This is a genomic window from Sorangium sp. So ce1504, assembly GCF_051521635.1.
Lineage (GTDB): Bacteria > Myxococcota_A > Polyangia > Polyangiales > Polyangiaceae > Sorangium > Sorangium cellulosum_B.
This window is the reverse complement of record NZ_CP150365.1, coordinates 11,653,672-11,678,199: the sequence shown is the minus strand read 5'-3', so window position 1 is coordinate 11,678,199 and position 24,528 is coordinate 11,653,672. Positions and strand designations below refer to the sequence as shown.

The window sequence follows — 24,528 nt, the reverse complement described above, 5'->3', positions numbered from 1 at the left end:
CCGCGCGGCGCGGAGGGCGTCAGGCAGGCTCTTTCGGCAGGTCGACGGTGAAGGTCGCCCCCTCGCCCGGCCGGCTGTCGACCTGGATCGTCGCCCCGAGCGCGTCGGCGATCTGCCGCACGATCCACAGCCCCATGCCGAAGCCGCTGTAGTTCTCGCTGGAGACGGCGCGCTCGAAGCGCTCGAAGATGCGGGCCTGCTGCTCCGGGGCGATGCCGATGCCGCGATCCCGCACCGTCAGGCGGGCGCGGTCCGCGAGGTCCTCCAGCGTGACGTCGATGGGCTTGCCGGCGCCGTATTTGACGGCGTTCGAGAGGAGGTTCGTGACGATCTGATCGAGCCGGAGGCGATCCCACCGGCCGACGATCGAGGCGGGGGCCGACAGGTTGACGGGGCAGCCGGCGGCGCAGAGCTCCTCGCGGAACCGCTCCAGCGCCTCGTTCACCGTGGCCGCGAGATCGACGTCCTCGAGCTCGATCTGCAGGCGGCCCGCGGAGATGCGCGAGATGTCGAGCAGGTTCGTGATGAGCCGGGCGAGCCGCTCGACCTGGCGCTTGATCATCTCGAGCCGCGGCGTGGCGCGCTCGGCGGTCAGGCCGCCGCGCTTGCCGGCGCGCAGGAGGCCGTCGACCTGCAGCTGCATGGGCGTGAGCGGCGTGCGGAGCTCGTGCGAGGCGATCGTGAGGAAATCGTCGCGCGCGCGCACCGCGAGCTGCGCCTCCCGGTAGAGCCGGGCGTTGTCGACGGCGAGCGCCGCGCGCCGCGCGAGATCCTGCGCGAGGTCGAGATCGACCGCGTCGTAGCGCCGGTGCGTCGAGGCGAACGAGAGCGTGCCCAGCGTGCGGCCGCGCGCCGTCAGCGGGACCGTGAGGTGCGAGGCGAGCGAGAGCGAGCGCAGCGCCTCGTAGTGCGCCTGATCGAACGAGATCGCGCGGACGAAGGAGTCGGTCACCTTGGGGATGAGCTCCGGCTGCGCCGTGCGCAGGACCCTGCCGATGCCCCGCCCGGCAGAGTCGGCCGTGATCCTGCCGAGCAGCTCGGTCGCCATCGCCATCGACGGATCCGCGTGGGCGGTCACCTGCCGATCGATCGCGCCGGACTCGTCCTGCAGCAGGAGCACGCAGATCGACGCGAAGTCGGGGAGCGCGACGCGGACCACGCGCCGCAGCGTCTCCTCGAAATCGAGCGACTCGCCGAGGATCTGCCCGGCGGAGACGAGGATGCGCTGCGCCTCGTGGACGCGGCGGCGCTCCGTCACGTCACGGGTGACCTTCGCGAAGCCGCGCAGCTGCCCGGCTTCGTCGAAGAGCACGCTGATCACCTCGTTCGCCCAGTAGCGGGTGCCGTCCTTGCGGACGCGGTAACCCTCCTGGATCGAGCGGCCGGTCTCCACGGTGGACTCGAGCTCCGCGGCGGGCCTGCCGAGCTCGACGTCCTCCGGCGGGAAGAGGACCGAGCAGTGGCAGCCGATGATCTCGTCGGCGCGGTAGCCGTTGATGCGCTCGGCGCCCGGGTTCCAGCTGGCGATGCGGCCGGCGGGGTCGAGCATGAAGATGGCGTAGTCCTGGACGCCCTCCACGATGAGTCGGAACCGCTCCTCGCTCTGCTTGAGGCGCCGGTCGGCGCGCGCCTCCGCCGCCTCCATCTCCCGGCGCAGGAGGAGCTCGCGCATCCTGCGGTTCTCGTCCTCGTAATGCTTCCTGCGCAGCTGGGCGCGCAGGCGCGCCTTCAGCACCGTGAGCTCGCCCGTCTTCGTCACGAAATCGTCGGCGCCGGCCGAGAGGGCGTCGAGGATCGCCTTGTGGTCGTCGCGGCCGGTGAGCATCAGCAGCGGGATCGGCCGCCACGAGGCGTTCGCCTTGATGCGGAGGCACGTGGCCGGGCCCGACAGACCCGGCATCACCATGTCGAGCAGAATGCCGTCGACGCGCGCCACCGTGAGCCGCGCGAGCGCCTCCTCCCCCGAGTGGGCGAGCACCGGCAAGTAGCCTTCGTCGCGCATCGCCGCCGCGACCTGGTTCAGGTACGTGGGGCTGTCGTCCACGATGAGGATGCGATGGGACGGCGTATCCGCTGTGCGGTTCACGGGAGCCTCCGGGGCGGGCTCCTGTGAGCGAGGCGAGTCGCCAGGACGGGACGCGTAGGGCTGGTTGAACCGGTGCAACACCCGCCGATCACCCCCCGTGGCGCCTCCACCCTCATTGGCCACCCATACAGGTTGGCATGCGTTCTCCCCCGGTCGACGCGAAAAGGCTACCTGGCCCGATGCACTTTGCGTACAGCATCCTTTTTCTACCAGCCGCCAGGCGCTCGCAACGTTGCTTCCCCCACCGAGAACCGGAATCACCGGGGAAGCGCACACGATGCGCTCTGTGGGCTTCGAGCGCCCGGCGCCGGCAGAGGGGGGCTTCCCGCGCGACAAACCAGGGAAATGACGCTTGACAAGCGGCGTGACGATCCGAGTTGCGCGTGACTCGAGCGACCCGAGATCCGCGCTTGGCGAGTCGCGGCCTCGCGGCGGCGCGCCGGCGTCGAGGAGGGCGTGAGCGCGCGGCGAGGAGCGGAGCTCATCACCACGCTGGCTCCTCGGCGGAGCCAGGCCTGGGCGGCGCGGAAGATAGGAGACGCGCGAATCCGTCAGCCCTCGTCGATGAGCTCGATCATCGTGGCCCGGGCGGGCCCGCCCGCGGGAATCCAGCGGCAGAGCTCGTCGACGCCGACGTCATCGACCACCCGGCGGAGCTCCGCGCGCGCCGCGGCGGGCTCGCCGAGCGCGGTGAACGCGTGCGCGCGGGTGATGCGGTAGCGCTGGCGCACCTCGGTCGGCTCTTCTCGCTCGCCATCGCGGAGGCCGATCAAGGAGAGCGCGCCCTCGACGTCGCCGGTGCGCACGAGCACCGCGGCGCGCGCTCCCCGCACGAGCGGCCGCACCGACGCCGGCGCGCGCTCCTCGTCCAGATCCGGGAGGAGCCGCCGGGCGGACTCGATGTCGCCGGCGCAGAGCTGCCATTGGGCGAGGTTGCTCATGACGAGCACCCGAACCTGCGGAGGTATCCAGTCGCGAGGCACGTCGCGCAGCGAGGCGGCCGCCGCCTTGTAGCTCCCCTCCCAGGCGAGCGACTGACCGACGGCCTGGGCTGCGAACGCGTAGATGCTCCGCGGATCGTCGAGCTCGGTCGGCGGCGTCGAGGCGCGCTCCGCGGGGCGCGCGGCCGGCTGCCCCGTCCGCGGGAGCCGAGGCGCCGCGGGCGCCTGGCGCCAGGATCGACCGGGCCTCGCGGCGAAGCGCCGCCGGACGACGCCGCCGAGGAGGACCAGCAGCGCGATCGCGGCGGCGGCCGCGCAGGCGGCGCCGAGCGAGAGCGACCCATCACGCCACCGCGCGAGCGCGCCCCACGCCAGCAGCGGCGCCGCGGCGCCGGCCGCCGCGAGCAGGATGGGCCGCCGCGTCACCGGCGGGCTCCGGCGCCGATCGGCGCGGGTTCGGCCGTGCGCTTCGCTGCCATCGGTCCTCTTCAGCGCTCCCTGAGCATTCTTCGAGGATCCGCGCTCGTCCCGCCCTTCAGCGTGTCGGCGATCGCCTGGTGGAAGCGCTCGAGCCGCTGGTCCGCCGCGTGGAACACGGTCCCCTCCGGGTACCTTCCGTCCGCGTCGGCGACGCCCGCGGGGACGCCGGTGATGATCTCGATGCCCTCCTCGACGGAGCTCACCTCGAACACGTGGAAGCGGCCGGCCTCGATCGACGTCACGACGTCGCCCCGCAGCATGAGCGCGTCGCGGTTCGCGCTCGGGATCAGCACGCCCTGCTCGCCCGTCAGGCCCTTGGCGGCGCACAGATCGAAGAAGGCCTCGATCTTCTCGTTGATGCCGCCCACGGGCTGGATGCTCCCCTGCTGATCGATGCTGCCCGTCACGGCGAGCTCCTGCCGGATCGGGACGCCGGAGAGCGCGGACAGGAGCGCGTACAGCTCGCTCGACGAGGCGCTGTCGCCCTCGATGGGCTCGTAGGTCTGCTCGAAGACGAGCGAGGCGCCGAACGAGAGCGGGCGGTGCTGGGCGAACCGGGCCGCGAGGAAGCCCGTGAGGACCATCACACCCTTGCTGTGGAGCGGGCCGGACATCTCGACCTCGCGCGCGATGTTCACCGGGCCCTCGCGGCCCGGGTAGACGACCGCCGTCACCCGGCAGGGGCGCCCGAACGTCTGCGGGCCGTCGGACAGGACCGAGATGGCGTTGACCTGCCCGACGTGCCGGCCGGTCACGTCGATGCGGATCGTCCCGTCCGAGAGCAGCTCGTGCACATGGTCGCGGAAATGGCTCCCGCGGCGCCGCGCCGCCTCGAGCGCCTCGTTGACCTCGGGGCCGTCGACCACCTTGCGGCCGCGGCGCTGGGCCCGGTAGCCGGCCTCGGTCGCGACCTCGGCGATGAGCCCGATCTGGGCGCTCACCTTGGTCTGGCTCTCCGCGAGGCGGCCGCCGTGGAAGAGGAGCGCGGTCACGCCGTCGGCCGTGATCGGCGGGAGGCCGCGATCGTGCGCGAAGCCGGCGAGGAACGCGGGGTACGTGAGGAGCGCCTGATCGAGCGAGATCGTCGTCTCGAAGCGCGCCTGCACCTTGAAGAGCTGCGAGAACTCCGGATCGGCGTCGTGCAGGTCCTGGTAGAGCTGCGGGTTCGTGACGAGGACGACCTTCACGTCGATCGGGATCGGCGGGAAGAGCAGCTCCTCCGCGGTGCCGCGGAAGTACGACGGGTTGTGCTCGGGCACGATGAACTTGCCCGCGAGGAGGCAGGCCTTGAGCTGCTCGTAGAGCGCCTCGTTCTTGAGGAGCGCGCCCGCGGGCAGGATGAGGAAGCCGCCGGCCGCCTCGTGGAGGGCGCCCGCGACGGCGAAGCCGGGCTCCGGCGGGAAGCCGGAGTCGGGCGGCGCGTGGGTGCGGCCGAACAGGGCGGTCAGCGTGGGGTAGGGGACATCGACGACCGGGGCGCCGGAGTCGGGCGTGTGCTCCGTGAGGAGCGTCGGGACGACCACGCCGCGCGGGAGGGTGGCGCCGCCCTCCTCGCCGCGCGCCTCGTCGACGAGCAGGCGGAACTCCTTCGACACGACCGTCTCGACGTCCGCGAGGAAGGCGCTGATGTCATTGCGCCCCTCGAAGCGCGCGCGCACGGGCTGGAAGCAGCCCTTCACCCCGTCGCTGAGCAGCTGCTTCACGACGCCGCGCAGCTCGACGTCGGCCTCGTCCTGCACGGTGGCGAGCCGCATCTCGAACTCCTCGATGGAGCCGGCGATGGCGAGCAGGGCCTCGCCGTCCGGCGCGTTGGCGGCGTCCTCGATCGAGGTGATCTGCACCTCGTCCTCGCCGCGCACGAGGTCGAGGCCGAGCTCGCGCGCCGCGGACTTGAGCTGCTCCTCGAGCCGCCGCTCCTCCGCGTTCACCCGGCGCTGGATCTTGCCGCGCGCCTGCTTGAAGCGCTCGCCCTCGGTCGCGCCGCGCAGGGCGTCGACCAGCTTCTCGTGGAGCTCCTCCATCGCCTCGACGAAGGGGCGCCCCTCGCCCGGCGGCAGCGACAGGACCGTCGGCTCGCTCGGGCGGTGTGGGTTCGGCAGGAGGAGGATGTCGTCGGGCGTGGGGCGGCTCGCCGCGATCCGCTTCGCGACGGCGCGCGCGCAGAACGTGCGGCCCGTGCCGGGCGCGCCGACGACGACGACGTGGAAGCGGGGCTGGCGGATGTCGAGGCCGAAGGCGAGCGCGGCGAGGGCGCGCTCCTGCGAGCCGATGCCCGCCGACAGCGGCGCGACCTCCTCCGTCGTGGAGAAGCGGAAGCTCTGCGGCTCTACGATCTTGCGACACTCGCTGGGGGGCAGCTTCCGGGAGACCATGGCGGCGCACCATAGCGCCTTTCGCCGGCCGTTGGCGTGGAGCCCGCCCGGCGAGGCGCCCGCGCGCCGATCGAAGGCCGAGCGGGCGCCGCCCGGACGCGCCGCGCCGGGCGCGCTAGCGCCGCAGGACCAGCACGGGGCACGGCGCCCGAGCGAGCACGTCGCGGATGACGCCGCCATGGTGATTCGCGAGCTGCCCGTGCCAGACCAGCACTACGAGGTCGCTCGCCAGCTGCCAGGCGAGGCGCGCGATCTCCGCCGCCGGTTCGCCCTTGCCGAGGAAGAACCGCGTGGAGACGCCGTGCGGGCAGTGCCCGATCGCGCTCAGGAACCGGGCCAGGAACTCCTCGGTGAACGCGGGCCACTCGTGCTGAGGCTGGTCGACGTAGAGGGGCGCCACCATCGCGCCCGGCTCGAATGGCACAGGCGTCGAGACGGGCGGCCCCTCGTCCGCGGCCTCCCGCGGCGACGCGCAGCCGACCATCACGATGTCGAGCTCGGCGCCGAGCTTGCGGGCGACCTCCCCGACGGGCGTGATCGCGCTGGCCGTGCTGGGGTTCCCGTCGAGCGGCAGCAGGATGCGCTGGAGCCGCGGCGGGGAGGGGTCCTCGCGGATGACGACGACGCCGAGCGCGGCGGACTCGAGCGCGCGCGCCGCGAGCCGGCCGACGCCGAAGCGCTCGTCCATGGGCTCGTCCGCGTGCGAGGCCACGATCACGAGCGCGGTCCCGCAGCTCGCCACGGCTGAAGCGAGCGCGCCGGCCGGATCGTCGCTCGCCTCGACGTCCAGCACCATGCCCTGCAGCGCCTCCGGGGCGATCCCGAAGTGGGCCGGCACCTCGCTCGCGTCGATCGGCTCCGTGGAGAGGCACAGCCCGCGCAGCGGGGCCTCGAGCCCGTGGGCGATGAGCCGCCCGAGCGCGATGGCGCCGAGGTGGGCGCGGCGGCCGTGGAGCGCGACGACCACGCTCCTGCGCTGCAGGCCGCTCTGCGGCGGGCGCTCGTCGGCCCCCTCGAGCGCCTCGTGGGGCAGCTCGGCCGGGGGCGCCGGTCCGGGGGGCGCCCCGAGCCCGACCGGGGACCCGTCGCGTACGGCGCTCAGCATGGCGTGACCTCCTCCCATGGCGTGACGCGGCCGCCCAGCCGCCGCGTCGCATAGCGGCGGCCCGGCTCCGCCAGCACGGCGCAGGCGGGCGCGCCCGCGTCGAGCAGGCAGATCGGCAGCGGCGCGCTCCCCTCCAGCGCGACCTCGACCGCGCCGTCCTCCACGTGGATCTCGAGGCCGCGGCCTCGCCAGGCGATCGGGATCTTGAGGTGCCGCCAGCCCGGCAGGAGGTGCGGCTCGATCCCGATCGCCTCGTCCTCGTCGGGGCACGGCTGCGCGTGGGGGAGCGCCTCCGAGAGCGCGCTCCGCGGCACGCGCGTGACGCCGGCCACGCCGAACGCGACGGCTTGCCAGAGGCCGCCCATGGCGGCGATGTGCACGCCCCCCGCGGCGTTGCCCATCGTGTTGCCGAGGTCGATGTCGGCGGTCTGCTCGAAGTAGCGCTCGGCGTGGGCGTGGAGATCGAGCCGGGCGGCGACGAGCGCGTGGGCGCTGGGGCTCAGCGAGCTGCCGTGGGCGGTGCGCGGCTCGTAATAGAGGAAGTTGTCGCGCCGGGCGCTCGCGGGCACCGCGCTCCAGAGCAGCGCGATGAGCTGCACGACGTCCGCTTGCTTCACCACCTGGCAGGCCTGCGTCCGCTCGCGCCCGAGCAGGACGTCGACCGGCGCGCTGCGCACGGCGTAGTCGGCGATGGAGAACGGCGCGAGGCCGAAGTAGCCCGCGAACTGCTCGATCAGGCCGGTCCGCGGGTCGATCCCGAGGAGCAGGCGGTCGGCGACGTCGCACCAGTGGTGGGGCTCGTCGGGCCGGAGGTCGAGCCGCGCGAGCACGTCCGCGCGCGCGATGTTGCGCCGGACGAGCGCGGCGGCGACGCGGAGGTTGTGCCGCGCCATCCAGTTCGTGAACGCGTTGTCGTCCACGGTCTCGTGGTACTCGTCCGGCCCGATCACCCGCCGGATGTGGGCGTGGCCATCCGGCCCGAGCTCGGCGCGGCTCGCCCAGAAGCGCGCCGTCTCGATCAGGATCTCGGCCCCCTCGCCGCGCTGGAAGTCGAGATCGCCGGTCGCGCGGACGTAGGCGTGCACCGCGTACGCGATGTCGGCGCTGATGTGGTGCTCCTGCTCGCCGGAGAGCACCCGGACCACCTCGCCGAACGGCGTGACGACGAGCGCCGGCGTCGTCTCGTCGCCCGTGTCCGCCGACTCCCACGCGTAGAGCGCGCCCTCGTAGCCGAGCGCCTTCGCCTTGCGGCGCGCGCCGGCGAGGGTGCGGTGCCTGTAGAGGAGCAGCGCGCGGGCGGCCTCGGGGTAGCAGTGCGTGTAGAACGGGACGAGGAAGGTCTCGGTATCCCAGAAGACGTGGCCGCGGTACGCCTCCCCGCTGAGCCCGCGCGCGCCGATCGAGCAGCGCGGGTCGTCCGGGTTCGCGGCGCCGATGAGGTGGTACAGGGCGAACCGGAGCGCCCGCTCGATCCTGGGGGCACCGTCGATCTCGACGTCGGCGTGGCGCCAGCGCTCCGCCCACGCCCGCGTGTGCTCGCCGAGCACGTCGGCCATGGCGCGGCGCGAAAGCTCGTCCTGGAGCGCCTGGCCCGCCTCGCGCGGCGTGGGCGTGTCGCGCGACGTGTGCAGCGTCGTGGTCCGGAAGAGGCGGCGCTGCTGGGCGACGCGGACGCCGACGTCGCACCGCTCGGCGATGGATCGCGCGCCGGTGGTGCGCTCGCAGCGCGCGCCCTCGAGGGCCTCGAGCGGGGGCGAGCTCTCCGCGGCCTGCTCCGGGAGCTCGCGCAGGTGCGAGGTCATCGCGGTCACGAGCCCGCCGTGCGTGTGCCCGACGAGCAGCAGGCTCTTCGTGCCCGCGTCCGCCGCGAAGCCGGCCCAGTGCGCCGCGCCGCTCGCGCTCTTCACGTCGCCGCTCAGGATCGCGTCGACGCGGATCGTCCCGGTGAAGTTGAGGGGCGCGATGCTGAGCGCTTCCATGAGGACGTGGCGGTTCGCGAGCGACGCCGCGTGGAGCGTGTGCAGGTGCGTGAGGTGGCCTCCCTCGCCGCGCCGCAGGACCTCGCGCAGCAGCACGCCCCGCCGCATGTCGAGGGCGCGGTGGTGGTGCAGCACGCCGCTCGTCTCCGCGGAGAACGACTCGCCCTCGATGGCGACGCTCAGCCGGCCCCAGTCGGGGGCGATGACGAGCTCCGGCACGCGGCTCACGTCGGCCGAGGGCTCGAAGGCGCCCGCGATGAACGTCGCCGGCCGCGACACGCTCGACCCCTCCGGCAGCGACGCGCGCGAGCCGAGATAGCCGTTGGCGATCGCGAGCAGCGACTCGATCTCGTGCTCGCGCGCGACGTCGAACCCTGGCTCCTCGATGAGCCACGCGGCGTCTCGGGGCGCCGCGAGCGAGCCGAGCTCGCCCTCGAGATCCCGCTGGAGCGCGAGGATCTCGTGGAGCCGCTGCGCGCCGGCCGTCGCATGGACGGCGCCCGCGAGCTCCGGCGCGCCGCGGAGGCCGCGCGCCGCGGATGCCGCCGCGCCGTCGCGTGACTCGCCTGATTCGCGTGGTTCCGGCGAGATCGCGAGCCGATCGTGCGGCTCGATGCGGAGCGGCGCGATCACCTGATCGAGCAGCGCGGCGATGGCGGAGCGCCCGTCCGGCTCCGCGCGGGCGACGAGCGCGACCGCGGCGCCGCGGCGATCGAAGCCGTGGAGCTCCGCGCCGTCGAGCGCGCCGAGGAAGAGCCGCCTGCGGTTCTCGGCGCGCACGCCGCGCTCGAGCCGCCGCGCGAGGTGGGGCACGGCCTCGCCGGCGAAGAGGGCCACGCGCACCCCCATCGCGAGCAGCACGTCGAGCAGCGCCGCGGCGCCGTCGGCCGCCTCGGCGAGGAGGCCCGCGTCGATAGCGATGAAGCGGAAGCGGTGGTGCAGCTCGGCCGGCAGCTTGATCGCGGCCGCCGGCACGTTCGCGCTGGCGGGGCTGCCCGATCCGCCTCGCGCGAGGACGCCTGGCCCGGTGGCGCTGTCTACGAGCGACGACATCCTCGGCTTCTCCTGGGGGCCAGGGAACGCGAGGAGCGTGCCGCCGCGCGTGTGCGAGCCGGGATCGGGGGGCGGCGGCGTCGGTGCGCTAGCGTTGCACGGCGCCGGTCAGGCGATCGAGCACGACGAGGAGCCGGTCGACGTCGAAGGGCTTCGCCAGCACGCCGGCCACGACGCCGCGGATGTTGGGCTCGTTCACGCCGGAGAGCAGGAGGACGGGCACCTCGATGCCCGCGGCGGCGAGCGCGGCGAGGAACTCCTCGCCGGTCATCTCGGGCATCACGTAGTCGAGCAGGACCGCCCGCGGCCGCGCGCCGCGGGCGAGGCGATCGAGCGCTTCCAGCGGCCGCGTGAAGCCCTGAACCCGGTAGCCCTCGTCGGAGAGCAGGTCGAGCAGCGACTCGACAAGCGCGGGGTCGTCATCGACGACGAAGATCTCCGCGGGCGAGCGCGGCGAGGTGGCAGCCGGGCCGGGAGCGGGGACCGGCGAGCTCATCGTATTTCCCTGGATCGCTGGCCATTCCGGCGCATGAGGCGCGCGAAGAATACCAGACGGTTGCCGCGACCGCATGCGCAGGCCGCTCTGGGCGCATCGTTGCACCCTCCGTCACGTCCACCGTTGCGCATTCCACGTCGCGCGGATCTCCGTCGAGCTCCGAAACTCGCTCTGGACGGAGTTTTCCTCACCAATTGGGCTTGCCGCCGCGCCGCTCCTTGCAGATCGTTGAGCACCTGATACCCCTGTAAGGTTCCTCCCAGGACGACCCGAGCAGCTTGACTTGAACTGCTCATGGGTATCGAATTGTGGTCTGAAGGACACTCCAATCCCCCTGCGGTCACCATGGCGGAAACCCCTGCTAGCAAGCTGCACATCTATCTGATCGACGATCACCCCGTCGTTCGCGAAGGCTTCGCTCGAGCGCTCTCGGACGAGCCCGACATGGTCGTCGTGGGCCAGGCCGGGACGGCGGCCGATGCCCTGCGCGAGACGGCGAGCTGCAAGCCGGACGTCGTGCTCGTCGATCTCAACATCCCCGACCGAGACGGCATCGAGCTCCTCGGGGCGCTGAGAGCGCAGTTGCCGCAGGCGAAGCTCCTCGTGTTGAGCGGCTATGACGACGAGTTCCGTGTCGCCGAGGCGCTCCGCGCGGGCGCGCAGGGATATCTCGTGAAGACCTCGAAGCTCGAGGAGGTCATCGAGGGCATCCGCCGGATCGCGACCGGGGGAGCGCCGCTCTCCTCGAGCATCGCGGGGGCCGTGGTGCGCGCGATGCGCAAGCCGGCGAGCGAGGGCTCCGGTGGTCTCGACGCGCTGACACCGCGCGAGCGCCAGGTCCTGCGGCTGCTCGCGGCCGGCGTGTCGACGCGCGAGACGGCAGCGCGGCTGACGATCAGCCCGAAGACGGTGGAGACCCACCGCGTGCGCATCTACGCGAAGCTCGGGTGCAAGAGCGCGGTCGAGCTGACCCGCATCGCGGTCCGCACCGGGCTCATCGAGGCGTAACCGCCCGCGGTCGCGCGGGGCGCTGCCCGCTCGCTCCGCGGGTGGGGCGCTACGGTTTCCGCTCCTTCCTCGGCTTCTTCAGCGGCATTTCCTTCTCGGTGGCCTTCGGGGCCTGGCTCGCGCGTGATCGATCCTTCGCCTCCTCGAGCAGGCGATCGATCCGCACGCCGTCGATGGTGAGCCCGTCGATCGCGCAGCCGACGATCTCGACCTCGCGGAGGTCCGACCCCTCGAAGCGAGCGCGGCGCAGGCTCACGTCGGACCAGCGGGTCGCGGCGGCGTCGGCGTCGTTGAAACGCGCGCCGGCGAGCGAGATGTCGTCGAGCGAGGCGCCGGCGAGGGTCGCGTTGTGCAGGCGCGCGCCGCGCAGGTCGACGTCGTCGAGCTCGGCCTCCGCGAGCGAGACGTTGTGCAGGCGCGCGTTGCGAAGGTCGACGTCGTCGAGCTCGGCCGCCGCGAGCGAGACGTTGTGCAGTCGCGCGTCGCGAAGGTCGACGTCGTCGAGCTCGGCCCCCGCGAGCGAGGCGTTGTGCAGGCGCGCGTTGCGAAGGTCGACGTCGTCGAAGCTGGCCCCGGCGAGCGCCGCGCCGTGAAACCGCGCGGGCCTCGCCGGATGGGTGCCCTCGTCTTCTGCGGCGTCCGCGCTCGGCGGCGCGATGGGGGGCTTCTTGGCCATGGGGCCATGCTAGCGCTAGGCGCAGGCCGCGCGCTCGCGCGGTCCGGAGAGCCATGAACGCACACGCCGGCTTCGTGCCCCACCACGCCCTCGTCTCCGCCCCCTCCGCGGCGCCTGCCCGCTGGATGCTCGTGCTGCACGGCATCTTCGGCTCGGGCGCCAACTGGCGCACCTTCATCCGACGCCTCGCCGAGGCGCAATCCGCCGAGGGCGCGCCAGGCGCAGCCGCCCGGCCGTGGGGCTTCATCCTTGTCGACCTGCGGGCCCACGGCATGTCGCAGAGCCCGCCTGCGCCCCACACCATCGCGGCGGCCGCGGAGGATCTGCTCCGGCTGGGCGACCGCCTCGGCCTCGATATCCGCGGCGTGATGGGCCATTCGTTCGGCGGCAAGGTGGCGCTCGCCTACCTCGAGCGCCGGCCGACGGGGATCGAGCGCGGCTTCATCCTCGACGCCGATCCGAGCGCGAGGCCCGCCGGCGAGAGCGGATCGGAGAGCCCCGGCGTGCTCGCGATGCTCCGCGCGATCCCGCAGCCGATCCCGTCGCGCGAGGCGTTCCTCGAGGCGGTGCACGCCGCCGGGTTCAGCCGCGGCATCGCGGACTGGCTGGCGATGAACGTCCGCCGCGAGGGCGACGGCTTTCGCATCCGGCTCGACCTCGACATCCTGGACGCGCTGCTCGCCGACTATTTCGCCCGCGATCTGTGGCACGTCCTGGAGGACCCGCCGGCGCCGGCCGGCCCGGGCGTGCCGGGCGTGCCGGGCGTGGAGCAGCGGCGCATCCATGTCGTGCTCGGCGGCAAGTCCAAGTCGATCTCGCCGGCCTCGCGCGACCGCTTCGAGGCGCTCGCGGCGCGCGCGCCCTGGCTCTCGGTCCACGTCCTGCCGCGCGCCGGCCACTGGCTCCATGTCGACGATCCGGAGGGCCTCTTCGACGTGATCCGGGCGGCCTTGTGACCGGGCGCCGTGGACCCCGCGCGTGCCCCTGGACCAGGCTTCCCGCCCGGCTCTTCATCCGCTATCGCCCGGAGGACCTATGCGCATCGCGTCCTGGAACGTGAACTCCATCCGCACGCGGCTCGAGCAGCTCACGAGCTGGCTGGTCCGCGCCGCGCCCGACGTCGTTTGCATGCAGGAGACGAAGGTCGAGGACGGCAGCTTCCCCGAGGCCGCGCTCTCCGAGGTGGGCTATCGCTCGGTCATCTTCGGCCAGAAGTCCTACAACGGGGTCGCGATCGCCACGCGCTTCGGCCTCTCGGTCGACGACGTGAAGAAGGGCCTCGACGGCGATGAGCAGGACGTCGCCCGGCGGATGCTGGCGGCGACGATCGAGGGGATCCGGGTCATCAACGTCTACGTGCCCAACGGCCAGGCCGTGGGCACGCCTGCCTTCGCCTACAAGCTCGCGTGGCTGGAGCGGCTGCGGAGCGAGCTCGAGGCCCGCTACCGCCCGGATCAGCAGATCGTTATCTGCGGCGATTTCAACGTCGCGCCCGAGGCGATCGACGTCGCCGAGCCGAAGAAGTGGGAGGGGCAGGTGCTCTTCCATCCGGACGAGCGGGCCGCGCTGGGCCGCTTGCTGGAATGGGGGCTCGTGGACGCGTTCCGCGCCTGCCACCCCGCCAAGGAGGCGTACAGCTGGTGGGATTACCGGATGGGCGCGTTCAGGCGCAACAAGGGCCTCCGCATCGATCTCGCGCTGGTGACGCGCCCGCTCGCGGCGCGCTGCACCGATGTGTCGATCGACACGCGCCCGCGGGAGCTGCAGCGCCCGTCGGATCACGCGCCGGTCGTGGTGGAGATCGCGGACGACGCCGCGCCGCCTGGGGCTGCGCCGGCGGCCTGAGCGCGGGCGGGCGTCAGCGGGGCGCGGCGGTCTGGCGACCGCCCGCGGTCGATGCGGGCGACGCGTTCGCGGCCGCCGGCGCGGCTGTGGCGGGCGCGTTCGCGGCCGCCGGTGCGGCTGCAGCGCGCGCTCCGTCGGTCACCGTCGGCGCCGCCGTGGAAGGCACGCCGTAGATGTCCGTGTCCGTCGCCGCGGGCGCCGCGGAGGCGAGCGGCTGCTTCGCTTCATCGGCGGCGCACGCGGGGCGGGCCAGCGACTCCTCGATGCAGGCGCCGCGCATCGACGGGGGGCACATCACGCGGATATGGAAGTGGTCGTTGTGCAGGTCGGCGTCCCTCGGGCTCATCATCGCGGCCGCGGCCCGGGCCCGGAGGTCCGCCGGGACGCGCTTCTTCGCGGCGTGGGCGAGCAGCCGCGCCCGCAGCGCGTCGGTCACGAAGAGGTATTTGACGCCCGCCTGCCGGTCCTCGAGCAGCGCCTGGACGAGCGCCCAGTTGCGCGCGTCGTCGAACCGCGCGCCGGGGAGGCCGATGGCGTTGCCCTCGTCGTCGAACGCCACGAACCGGTCCGTGCGGAGGTTCTTGCCCTTCGAGTTGACGACGTAGAAACCGACGTCGGCGTCGCGCCCCGTCTGGTGGGAGTTGTGCCCGTCGAGCGCGCCGCCCGTCCTGGCCGAGAGGTCGCCGACGAGCAGCGCGGAGTCGCCGTGCTTCTTGGCCACCTGGAAGGCGGCGCGCCGCAGGGTCTTCACGAGCACGGGCAGCCCCCATGTCCTGGCGCCCTCGCGCGTCTTGAGGTGCCTCGACGATCGAAGCCGCACGGCGCCGGTCAGCCGTCCACGGTTGGGAGCGCCCTTCGACAGCAGCTTCCGCTCGTCGGCGTCCTCGGCGGTGCCGCCGCGCTCCGCGCGGGACGCGTCGTCTCGCTTCACCGCGCGCTTCTTGCCGGCGCGCTCCTGGGCCTTCTCCTTGGATCGGGCGCTGCGCGCCGCCCGCGACTCGCCGTCGCCGTCGACCGAGCTCCGCCGCGCGGCGCGGCGCTTGTTCTGCGGGCTCTTGCCCGGCTGCTGTTCGGCCGCGGCCGGCTGCGCGCCCGCGGCGGGAGCGCCCTGGGCCGGCGCGGCGAGCGAGAGGGCGAGCAGGAGCGCGGCAATGGGGCCTCGGGACGCAAGGCAGCGCCGAGAGAGCGGGCGGAGCAGCGGCATGGCGGAGCGGACCCTACCTTGCGGCGCCGCGGACAGAGAACTTCTTTCGCAGCCGCGCGGGGGCCCGGTGCGGCCGTGCCGGGCCAAACGGCGCCGTGTCGGGCCAGGCGCGCGCCCCGAGGGCGCTGCGCTGTCCGCGGCCGGTGCCGGTGGACGGTGCGCTGCCGACGGAGGGAGTGACGGGATGCGCCCGTCGAGCGCGTCCGTCCGGGCTCGGCGAAGGTGGCGGCCTAAAAATTGCGCATCATGTCGCTACAACGCCTTGACATATCGCCGCCGGTGCGGTTAGAAGCGTTTCGCGAGCCCCGCCGAGGGGCGCGCAGGAGCGCCCGTAGCTCAGCTGGATAGAGCGTCGGACTTCGAATCCGAAAGTCGCCTGTTCGAATCAGGCCGGGCGTGCCGGGCTCAACGGGCGACTCAAGCGTTCCGGCGAGATCCCGGGAGCCGTTCCAGGTTCAGTCGGTTTGACAATTCACTCGGGCCATTAGCTCAATTGGTAGAGCAGTGGACTCTTAATCCATTGGCTGAAGGTTCAAGTCCTTCATGGCCCACCAAGGATACGATGAGGATTTCGCGATCCTCATCAAGACCGAGCTGCTCCGCTGGGCGATTCGTGGACGATTCGCCGAGCGGACGGACCAGCTCGGTCGGTGATTCAGGAAACGCCTCGCCGAAGCCGACGCGTACCTGCTCGGCCTCGCGGAGGTAGCCCTCCGTCGTCGGGAACGACGTGTGGCCGGCCCGGCTCTTGAGCTCGAGCGGGTAGTCCCCGCGCACGGCCATCCAGGGGATGCTCGCCGGGCGCAGGTCGTAGAACGTGATCGGCTTCCGCGTTTTGTCGTTCGCGAAGAGGTCGGGCCGCGTAACGCCAGCACGCTCGAGGTGCTCGCGGAGGCGCCGGGAGAGGTTCGTGACCTCCGGCATGTCCTCGACGACGCGCCCCTTCCCGTCAGCTTCGGCGTGCATCACCCGCAGGAGCGGGAGCCGCTTCGGCTCGACTGGCTGTTCGTGGGAACCCGGGCCGGATGGCTGGGCGGCCCTCTGACGAAGAACAAAACAAGAACACGATGAATTCAACCGCAGCTTCTCATGCTCACGAAGATGCTTCTCGGCACTGGAAACAGCGCCTCTCGTGAACGATTGAACTGTGCGGTTGAGTTGACCGGGCGAGCGGCTATCGGGTGCCGACAGCGGCGAGCCTGGGGCTCGTCGCCTTCACGTAGGAGTCCCGCTGGATGAAGATGGAGCGATCCAGCCGGCCGGCGTTGAAGACGATCTCGTCGTGCTCCAGGAGCTTCGGATCCACGACGAGCTCGAGCTCGGGGTTGAACGAGACCGGGGGGACGGCGCCCATGACGCACCCCGAGAGCTGCTCGGCGACGTCCTGCGGCGCGAACGTGGCGTGAGTCCCGCTCCCCAGCGTCTTGACCGCCTCCATGTCGACCCGGCAGTCCCCGGGGACGACGCAGAGGTAGTAGCGGCGGCTCTTCTTGCCCTGCTTCACCATCAGCACCATGGCCTTCGCAGCCTGCGGCAGGCTGTTGCCGCGGATCTGCGAGATGAGCTCCGTGCGGCCCTCGGCCGGGTGCTCCACCACGCGGAACACGGCGTTGCTCTCCTGGAAGAGCGTCACCAGACGATCGTGCACGTCCGAGCTCATCATGAGACCTTCGCTGCTCCCATCGGTCGGTTCTCCGGAGCGACCATGTTGATGACCCGAGGCCCGAGAACGACGGTGGCGAGCCCGAGGAGGACCAGGGCCGCCGCCGCCACCCCGGCGCCGCTTTGCTCCTCATGCAGCAGGAGCGCCGAGAAAGCCATCCCGAACACGGGCACGAGGAGCGCGAACGGCGCCACCAGGTTGGCCGAGTAGCTCCTGAGCAGATGGCCCCAGATGCCGAAGGCCACGACCGTCGCGATGATGCCCGTGTAAAGGACCGCCCCGAGGCCCCCGAGCCCCATCCGTGACACCGCGGCGACCTGCCCCTCCTCGAGCAGGAGCGAGAGGCCGAGGAGCGGCAGCGGCGGGATCAGGCTCATCCAGACCATCAGGCGAAAGGCGTCGAAGCCCCCGGCCCGCTTGATGAGGATGTTGGCGAACGCCCAGGCGACAGCGGCGCCGAGCACCAGCGCGAACCCGGTGAGGCTGACGCTCCCGGCTCGCGTGTAGCCGATGAGCGCTATCCCAGACAGCGCGATCACGATCCCCGCCTTCTGCACGCGCGAGGGCGCGTCCTTGAGGAAGACGGCCGAGAGGATGAGCGTGAAGAGCACCTGTGCCTGGACCGCCAGGGACGAGAGCCCCGCCGGCATCCCGGCCTTGATCCCCGCGAAGAGGAGCGAATATTTGACCACGCCCAGCACGAGACCCACTTGGAGGATCACGCGCCAGGGGATCTGCTTCCGATCGATGAAGAACACAGCCGGGATCGCGGCGCAGGTGAAGCGAAGCGCAGAGAACAGCAGCGGCGGAAACGAGTCCAGACCGACCTTGATGACGACGAAGTTCAAGCCCCAGACGAAGGCAGTCAGCACCGCCATGAGAACGTGACGAAAGCGCATTTTAGCTCCACACGACTGCATTCCTGAGCTCATCATCGTAGAACCCGATGAAGAAGCCCAGTGTAATCCGATCCTTCCCGCCGACACGCTCGATCTCGTGGTAGTTTGTGGGATTGATTACATAGACATCGCCCGTCTGTGGCCGGAAGACCGTGCGCGGCACGTCGCGGACGACGCTCCTATCATAACCGAGACCCCCCTTGATCTTGAAGGCCTCGTCCTCCTCGTTCCACGTCTTGCGGTAGCTGATCAGCTCTCCTCCCTGATCGCACTCCTGGATGCAGACGATGCAGCTCAGCTGGTGCTTCAGCTTGGCGAGCGAGAGGCCGGTCGACGCCGCGTCGCGCATGATGTTGTCGTTGTGCAGCGGGTTGCACACGCCGTCCGCGTGGACGCGCACGATCGAGTCCGCGTAACGCTGGCCGCCGGGCTCCTCCTGGACCTTCATGCTCTGCAGCCCGAAGAGCGACTTCAGCCTGTCCCGCACGATGTGGCGGAGATCGAAATCGGGCTCGGGGAAGACCTCATCGATGATGCTTGCGTTCGCGAAATACTCCTCCGGCCGCGAGAGGTGCTTCGCCAGGTAGGGGCCGATCGTCGTCAGCGTGCCGTTCACGTACTGCGTCGCGAACTTCTTCCCGTAGTGGTCGCGGATCTGCCTGAGGCCGCTCTGGAGGAGCTTGTCCCCGAGGAGGTCCTTGCACACGACGACCGCGACCTCGCTGTCGACCAGCCCGCGGAGCAGCTTGCGGCCGGAGGCGCGATCGTCCGCGGGGAGGGAGACCTGATTCCAGTGATGATCGTTGTTCATGATAGACCTCTTCCGTGGGCGTTGAGCTTGATGGGTACGATGTGGCGCTGCGGCAACGGCGCCCAGCGCTCGCGCGGCGCCAGCGCCGGGATGATCTCCGAGGCGTAAATGGTGCAGTCTTCCAGCGCGAGCTGGTGCATCGAGAAGTAACGGCGGTACGGGACCTCCTGAGGCGTCCAGTGGATCACGTACGCCCACTCCGCGTTCATGAGGATGGCATTGGCCGAGGTGCCCCCGGGCGGGATGGCGCGCAGCTTGGACAGCGCAGCGTCGATGTCCAGCGTGTGGGCGTTCTCCGGGACGAGGTACTCGAGGTACTCGGCCGAGTCGAACTCGGAGCGCTCCTTGCCGAGCCTCTGGTGGACGGTCGGCAAGAAGCCGTTGTGGAGGAGGTACCACGGCCCCTTCGCCCCCGGGCGCGCCAGCGGGTGCGTGCACTGGAGCCCCTGGTTGCGCGCGAGCGTCGCGTGCCGCACGTGCACCGCCAGGAGGTCCGTCTCCACGCCCCGGATCGGGGACTCGTCGGCCGTGTCGTTGATCCTCCGCGGGTCGCGGTGGATGCTCAGGCCTCCCCCCGGATCCCGCCACACCGCGCCCCAGCCGTTGGGGTGCTGCTGCGTGGGCCCTTCGTGGTCGGCCGTCTGGCCCGAGCTCATCATGATGGCCGCGTCGAGGATCGCTGAGCTCGAGAATCTACCTTTGGCGAGGATGAGCCGGCACATGTCAGTCCTCCAGGCGGGCGGCGATGCAGTGCCGCAGGTTCGCGCGTGCCTCGTCGCGGTGTCGCGCGTACAGGACGACCCTCCCCACGAAGCCCGTGTGGCGCAGCCGGTCCGAGGCGAGGCTCGCGTCATCGCCCGCGTCGTCAGGGTCGCTCGCCGGGGCCGCGAAGCGCAGGATCTCCGCGCGGACGCCGCGCGAAAGGAGCTGCTCCGCCGCGCGGAGCTCGTCCTCGGAGGCGAGCGTCGCCTGACCGATGACGGCGCCCTCGCCCTGCGGCGGCCTGGTCAGCGCGGGCTCACGCCCGTCCAGGTGGCTCGCGACCGACAGCTCTGCCCAGTCCATGTCCGTCACGCGCCGGACCAGCGCCACGATGCCGCCCCCCGAGAGCCGGAATCCCATCTCCACGAAGTGGACGCCTCGCGCGTTCTCGATGAGGTCGATGTGGAACGGACCGCTCCTGTACCCGGTCGCGTCGATGCACCGCTGCGCGAGCTCCTGGAACGCCTGGGGCGCCTGCGCGCCGTGACTCGCGATGTGGGCGACTTCGCGAAACCCGACGAGCCGGCCGGCGTCCCGCGAGCGCTCGCGGAGGATGATCTTCTCGCACGTCGTGAGCACGACGGCGCGGCCGCCGTGCGCGACCGCCTGGATCGAGTGCTCCGTCCCCTGGACGTACTCTTCCAGGACGATCTGCGAGAAGGCCCCTCCATCATAGTTCGTCATGGCCCGGATCTGGGCGATGGCATCGTCGCGCTGCGCCGGCTCGTCGACGACGAAGACGCCAAGGCCACCCCCCCCGTCGGCGGGCTTGATCACGAGCGGTAAGCCGAGGTGATCAAGCGCCTGTCCTCCGGCGCTGGGCCGCACGGGGAGCGTCCTGTAGCGCGGCTGGAGGACGCCCGGCGCCCTCGCGTCGAGCGCCGCCCGCTGCCCCGACTTGTCCAGCGGGGTGAAGCGGCGCTCGGCCCGCGCGTCCTGCGGGGGCACGCCGAGCAGCTCGGCGGCGGCGTAGGTGCTCGCCGTGTAGCGCTCGAAGCCCGGCAGCATCAGCGCGATCCGGGGGCGCAGCGCCTCCAGCGCCGCCCGAACCGCCTCGGGGTCGGCGGGGCGCTCGACGGCGATCTCGACGTCGAACGCGCTGCGCCCGAGCTGCCGGCGCCAGCGCAGGTAGGCGGGCGTCTCCACGAGGACGGCCGACAGGGACCGCTTGCGCGCGACGCCGAGGTACGGGTCCAGCCCGTCCCGCGTGGCGCCGACCTGAACGAAGATGTTTCCAGTCTGAGAGTTCATGTTTCCTTACCTGCCGGAGATGGTCTCTTGAACCAGGGCGCCGCCGGGGGCGCGCCGCGTCTGGATGACGTCCTTGTGCGGATCGCGCGCGAGGATGTGCTCGATGAGGTGTCCCCCACCGCCCTCCGCAGACGGGTGCAGCGGCGACGCGTGGATGACGCGGAGCTGCGAGAGCGTGAGCCCGCTCAGCCGCTCGAGCGCCTGCTGCACCTCGCGCTGCCGTGCCCCGCGGGCCGGATCCTTGCCGTGGCGGAGCAGCTCGCGGATGGCCCCGGCGAGCGGCGCGAGCTCGGGCTGCTCGCGCGCGAGGTAGACGTCGAGGTTCTCGCACCTGTCTGCGAAGGGCGAATAGATCATGCAGACGAGCTGCTGCTCGTCGAGGCCATAGACCTCGCTGGCCATGTCGTCCATGACCACCCGCATGCGCGCGAGCTTCTCGGGGCCATCGTAGCGGGCGAGCATCATGTCCACGAGGACCTGCGGAAACTCCTTCTTGCGCATCAGCCCCACGGCGAAGTCGACGTACTCGGCGATCCCTTCAGCGTAGCTCCGCCCGTACATTCGCTCGCACTTCAGGCCTCGCAGGTGCGCCATGAGCGCCGGGTTGGCGCAGTCCGACTCGCTGAAGCTGAAGGCAATCTCGTCGAACTCGAAGCCGAGGTGTTTGGTGAGCAGATCCCAGTGGTCCCCTGAGGCGTACTGGGTGTCGTCGTAGATCGAGAAGAACTGAAGATCTTTCCGGAGGTCCGCCGTGACGAGCCGCCGCGCGATGGCGTCCGCCGCGTCGCTCCCGTGGAGATCGCGAAAATAGAGCTGCGACAGGCTGCGCATCCTGGTGAGGAAGCCGCCGAAGCCCCCCTCGGCGCTGTTGCTGTCGAACCCGAACCGCTGCGCGAGCCGCGCGACCCAGACATAGTAGGCCCGCTGTTCCCTGCGCGAGTCTCCCGTGATGATGACGTCGACGCCGCTCCCGTGGGACGCCGCGAGGCCGAACGAGTTCACCATGCTGAGGTTGCACGCGTTGCAGAACGTCGGTCGGGCGTCCGCGAACGTCCGGTGCCCCGTCATCAGGATGTCTTCCCGGTTCTGCCGCACGAGGGCGAGCGGCAGCCGCCGATCGACCCTGAAGGGGTTGATCTCGTTGCCGTCGATGAGCAGCGCCTCGCAGTCCGGATCCTCGAGCAGCTTGAGGGCCCTGTAGGCGCGGGCGATGTTCTCCATCACGGCCCGTGGCATCCCCGCGTGCCGGTTGGTCACCACGAGCAGCTTGAACGTCTGGCCGTGCATGCGGGCGAGGAGCAGCTGCATGCACCGCACGAAGGCGATCGTGTAAGAGCTGTCCTTCCCGCCGCCGTAGGCGACCAGGACCTGGTTCCTGCGCAGCTCCTCCTTGTGCGGCAGGCCCTCGTGGAGCTTCTGGGCGCACCTCGTCGCAGCGTCGATGTGCTGCTGCGGCAGGTGAGCGGCGAGGGCGCGGAGCGCCTCTTCTCGAAGTTGTCGTACAGGCGAATGGTTCGTCATCTCAAGTTATCCCAATGAGGGGCCTCCCCCGTCCGCCGCGGAGCGGCGGGCGGGTTCGTCCGGCTTTGAGGGGGCGTCACTCGCCCCGCGGCCACGTTCGGCGGCCAGGCCACCTCGCGCAGCTCCGGCGGAGCGAACGTGACGTGCGACGAGCGCGTCACTGTCGCCTCGAGCTAGCTCCTCAGACTCCGCTAGCGCCGTAGTTCGGCAGCGCGCGCGCGCTCGGATCGGAGACGTCGCAGTTCTTCCATTCCTTGTTCGGCATCCAGTAGTCGGGGATGAGCTCCGCGCGGCCGGGGAAGAGGCTCTCGAACATCTCCCGATACAGGAGCGACTCCTTTGAGATCGGCGCGCGGTGCTCGTACTTGCGCTGCGCCGCCGCGACGTCCGCGTCCGAGTACCGCGCCTCGGCGTGGGCCTTGATCGAGTCGACAAGGCTGTGGCCCATCGCGTCCGAGAAGGCCGCCTTCTCGCGGTAGAGGATCGCGTCGGGGAGGTACCGCTTGTCGGCGAACGCCCGGCGCAGGAGGAGCTTGCCCATGCCGGTCTTGTTCATCTTCCGCTCCGGGTTGATCGCCATCACGTAGCTCGCGAAGGCGAGGTCCCCGAACGGCACGCGGGCCTCGAGCGAGTGGGCGCTTATGCAGCGGTCCGCGCGCAGGACGTCGTAGGCGTGGAGCTCCCGCAGCCGCTTGCGCGCCTCCTTCTGGAACTCCGCGGCCGACGGGGCATAATCGGTGTACTTGTACCCGAAGAGCTCGTCGCTGATCTCGCCGGTGAGCAGGACCTTGATGTCGGTGTTCTGCCGGATGTGCTTGCAAATAAGGTACATGCCGATCGAGGCGCGGATCGTGGTGATGTCCCACGTCTCGAGGTGATAGATCACGTCCCTCAGCGCCTCGAACGCCTGCTCCTTGGTGACGTAGACGTCGTGGTGGCGCGACTTGATGTGATCGGCGACCGTCTGCGCGTACTTGATGTCGATGGCGTCCTCGGCCATGCCGATCGCGAAGGTGTCGATCGGCTTGCCGAGCACGCGCGTGGCGATGGCGCAGACCAGGCTGGAGTCGAGGCCGCCGCTCAGCAGGAAGCCGACCGGGACGTCGGACACGAGCCGCTTGCGCACCCCCTCGACGAGCAGGCGCTCGAGGTTCGCGGAGATGGTGGCCTCGTCGTCGTTCGCGACGTTCTTCACCGCCGTGATGTCGCGGTACTGCACGAAGCTGTCGCCGTCGAAGTAGTGGCCAGGCGGGAAGGGCGCGACCTTCGCGCAGAGATCGCTGAGGAACTTCACCTCGGAGGCGAACACGATCCCGCGCCCGTTCTTCAGGTAACCGAAGAAGAGCGGCCGGATGCCGATCGGGTCCCGTGCCGCGAAGACGCGGCCGGAAGCACCGTCGTAGTAGGCGAAGGCGAACTCCGCGTCCAGCCGCTCGCAGGCGCCCCGAAGCCCGTATTTGCGCACCAGCGGCAGGATCACATCGCAGTCCGACCCCGAGCCGCCCCCGTCGTCTCCGACGTCCGCGCGGATCGCCTCTTCGTTGTACACCTCGCCGTTGCAGATGACGGCGTCCCTGCCGTCCCTCGACCAGAGCGGCTGGTTGCCGTCGGGGCCGAGCCCTCTGATGGCGAGGCGCTGGAAGCCGAAGACGGCCCTCGGGCCGACCTGCTCCCAGGCCGAGTGGTCAGGGCCCCGGTGATTCAATCGTTCGAAGCTGCCCCGGAAACACGTCGCTGAATCGATATCTCCGAAGAAGGCAAAGATTCCGCACATTGTTGACTCCAAGGTACGTTGGTGGACGCTGGCGAGCGTCTCTCAGTTCAAGTCCTCCAGAGCTCTGAGCTGACCCCGGAGCCCTCCATCGTCGAGCAGAGCCCTCCGACCGCTCCTCGAGGGAACGTCGGATTCGCCGCCAGCGCGCTCGGATGCCCCCGATGCCCCCCAGCTCCGCTCCTGTTGAGTCCTCCGCCTCCGGGCGATCGGCACGACGTCAAGCAAGGGTCGCGGCGCCCAGCGATGGACGACCGATGACCACGGACGACGGCCCAGGGGAACGGACGGCGCTCGCTCTTAACGAAGCAACATCACGCGATATTCCTCGAGTGGTCTCCGCAAATCTGCTGCTCCGGCGAGCAACCCATGGCGATGTTCATCCTCCGATCCAGGGATCGAGGGATCGCGGTGATTGCTGACGACCGGCGCCGCGAGGGCAGCGGGACACGTAAGCTAGTGCGGCCCCTCACCATGCGCAAGCGTCTAACACGGATCAAAATCCTGCTCTCCCGTCGACCGGATGACGGGTCGATGCTGTCGATGTCTTACGTCCCATCCCCTGCATTGCAGAAATCGGATGAGGCTATGACGGGGCGAGCGCC

General features: G+C 71.1%; 18 protein-coding genes and 2 tRNA genes. 5 read left to right on the top strand and 15 right to left on the bottom strand.

Going from position 1 to position 24,528, the window contains the following annotated elements; all coding sequences use genetic code 11:
* Positions 1-19 precede the first annotated feature (19 nt).
* From WMF39_RS44030 to WMF39_RS44005, 6 genes are all read right to left on the bottom strand, one after another.
* The gene (locus WMF39_RS44030) at positions 20-2,086 is read right to left on the bottom strand and encodes an ATP-binding protein (protein ID WP_437742404.1); all 2,067 of its coding nucleotides are present in this window, start codon (positions 2,084-2,086) and stop codon (positions 20-22) included.
* Positions 2,087-2,637: 551 nt separating this feature from the next.
* Complete coding sequence (locus WMF39_RS44025) at positions 2,638-3,453, bottom strand: hypothetical protein (RefSeq protein WP_437742403.1); 816 nt, start codon at positions 3,451-3,453, stop codon at positions 2,638-2,640.
* A 62-nt stretch (positions 3,454-3,515) separates the two neighbouring features.
* Positions 3,516-5,879: an AAA family ATPase gene (locus WMF39_RS44020; protein WP_437742402.1), complete on the bottom strand. Its 2,364-nt coding sequence runs from the start codon at positions 5,877-5,879 to the stop codon at positions 3,516-3,518.
* 115 nt (positions 5,880-5,994) lie between these two features.
* Positions 5,995-6,984: a universal stress protein gene (locus WMF39_RS44015; RefSeq protein ID WP_437742401.1), complete on the bottom strand. Its 990-nt coding sequence runs from the start codon at positions 6,982-6,984 to the stop codon at positions 5,995-5,997.
* Positions 6,978-10,016, bottom strand: a complete 3,039-nt coding sequence (locus WMF39_RS44010; RefSeq protein WP_437742400.1) for a glycoside hydrolase family 65 protein — start codon at positions 10,014-10,016, stop codon at positions 6,978-6,980. Before WMF39_RS44010 ends, WMF39_RS44015 begins: the two co-directional genes overlap by 7 nt.
* A gap of 88 nt (positions 10,017-10,104) precedes the next feature.
* Entirely contained in the window at positions 10,105-10,512 is a 408-nt protein-coding gene (locus WMF39_RS44005; RefSeq protein ID WP_437742399.1) for a response regulator, read from the bottom strand.
* A 345-nt stretch (positions 10,513-10,857) separates the two neighbouring features.
* Between WMF39_RS44005 and WMF39_RS44000 the strand changes: the two genes are divergently transcribed.
* Positions 10,858-11,520, top strand: coding sequence for a response regulator (locus WMF39_RS44000; RefSeq protein ID WP_044970202.1), 663 nt, complete (start codon positions 10,858-10,860; stop codon positions 11,518-11,520).
* Between the two features lie 49 nt (positions 11,521-11,569).
* Here WMF39_RS44000 and WMF39_RS43995 read toward each other — a convergent pair whose 3' ends face one another.
* The gene (locus WMF39_RS43995) at positions 11,570-12,196 is read right to left on the bottom strand and encodes a pentapeptide repeat-containing protein (protein ID WP_437742398.1); all 627 of its coding nucleotides are present in this window, start codon (positions 12,194-12,196) and stop codon (positions 11,570-11,572) included.
* A 53-nt stretch (positions 12,197-12,249) separates the two neighbouring features.
* Between WMF39_RS43995 and WMF39_RS43990 the strand changes: the two genes are divergently transcribed.
* Both WMF39_RS43990 and xth read left to right on the top strand, forming a co-directional pair.
* Positions 12,250-13,152, top strand: coding sequence for an alpha/beta fold hydrolase (locus WMF39_RS43990; RefSeq protein ID WP_437742397.1), 903 nt, complete (start codon positions 12,250-12,252; stop codon positions 13,150-13,152).
* 79 nt (positions 13,153-13,231) lie between these two features.
* Positions 13,232-14,041: an exodeoxyribonuclease III gene (gene xth, locus WMF39_RS43985; protein WP_437742396.1), complete on the top strand. Its 810-nt coding sequence runs from the start codon at positions 13,232-13,234 to the stop codon at positions 14,039-14,041.
* Between the two features lie 13 nt (positions 14,042-14,054).
* Here the strand turns inward: xth and WMF39_RS43980 are convergent, their stop codons facing one another.
* A complete protein-coding gene (locus tag WMF39_RS43980; protein ID WP_437742395.1) occupies positions 14,055-15,245 on the bottom strand; it encodes a penicillin-insensitive murein endopeptidase in 1,191 nt (396 codons plus the stop codon).
* A 325-nt stretch (positions 15,246-15,570) separates the two neighbouring features.
* Here WMF39_RS43980 and WMF39_RS43975 point away from each other — a divergent pair.
* A tRNA-Arg gene (locus tag WMF39_RS43975) sits at positions 15,571-15,644 on the top strand.
* 79 nt (positions 15,645-15,723) lie between these two features.
* Positions 15,724-15,799: transfer RNA gene (locus tag WMF39_RS43970), tRNA-Lys, on the top strand.
* A gap of 620 nt (positions 15,800-16,419) precedes the next feature.
* Here the strand turns inward: WMF39_RS43970 and WMF39_RS43965 are convergent.
* From WMF39_RS43965 to asnB, 7 genes are all read right to left on the bottom strand, one after another.
* The gene (locus tag WMF39_RS43965) at positions 16,420-16,893 is read right to left on the bottom strand and encodes a YbaK/EbsC family protein (RefSeq protein ID WP_437742394.1); all 474 of its coding nucleotides are present in this window, start codon (positions 16,891-16,893) and stop codon (positions 16,420-16,422) included.
* An 11-nt stretch (positions 16,894-16,904) separates the two neighbouring features.
* Positions 16,905-17,807, bottom strand: a complete 903-nt coding sequence (locus WMF39_RS43960) for an EamA family transporter (protein WP_437742393.1) — start codon at positions 17,805-17,807, stop codon at positions 16,905-16,907.
* A gap of 1 nt (position 17,808) precedes the next feature.
* Positions 17,809-18,618: a 2OG-Fe(II)-dependent halogenase WelO5 family protein gene (locus WMF39_RS43955; RefSeq protein ID WP_437742392.1), complete on the bottom strand. Its 810-nt coding sequence runs from the start codon at positions 18,616-18,618 to the stop codon at positions 17,809-17,811.
* Positions 18,615-19,340: a class II glutamine amidotransferase gene (locus WMF39_RS43950; protein WP_437742391.1), complete on the bottom strand. Its 726-nt coding sequence runs from the start codon at positions 19,338-19,340 to the stop codon at positions 18,615-18,617. Before WMF39_RS43950 ends, WMF39_RS43955 begins: the two co-directional genes overlap by 4 nt.
* 1 nt (position 19,341) lies before the next feature.
* The gene (locus WMF39_RS43945; protein WP_437742390.1) at positions 19,342-20,631 is read right to left on the bottom strand and encodes an ATP-grasp domain-containing protein; all 1,290 of its coding nucleotides are present in this window, start codon (positions 20,629-20,631) and stop codon (positions 19,342-19,344) included.
* A 6-nt stretch (positions 20,632-20,637) separates the two neighbouring features.
* Positions 20,638-22,152: a PqqD family protein gene (locus WMF39_RS43940; protein ID WP_437742389.1), complete on the bottom strand. Its 1,515-nt coding sequence runs from the start codon at positions 22,150-22,152 to the stop codon at positions 20,638-20,640.
* A gap of 181 nt (positions 22,153-22,333) precedes the next feature.
* Positions 22,334-23,926: an asparagine synthase B gene (gene asnB, locus WMF39_RS43935; protein WP_437742388.1), complete on the bottom strand. Its 1,593-nt coding sequence runs from the start codon at positions 23,924-23,926 to the stop codon at positions 22,334-22,336.
* Positions 23,927-24,528: the final 602 nt, after the last annotated feature.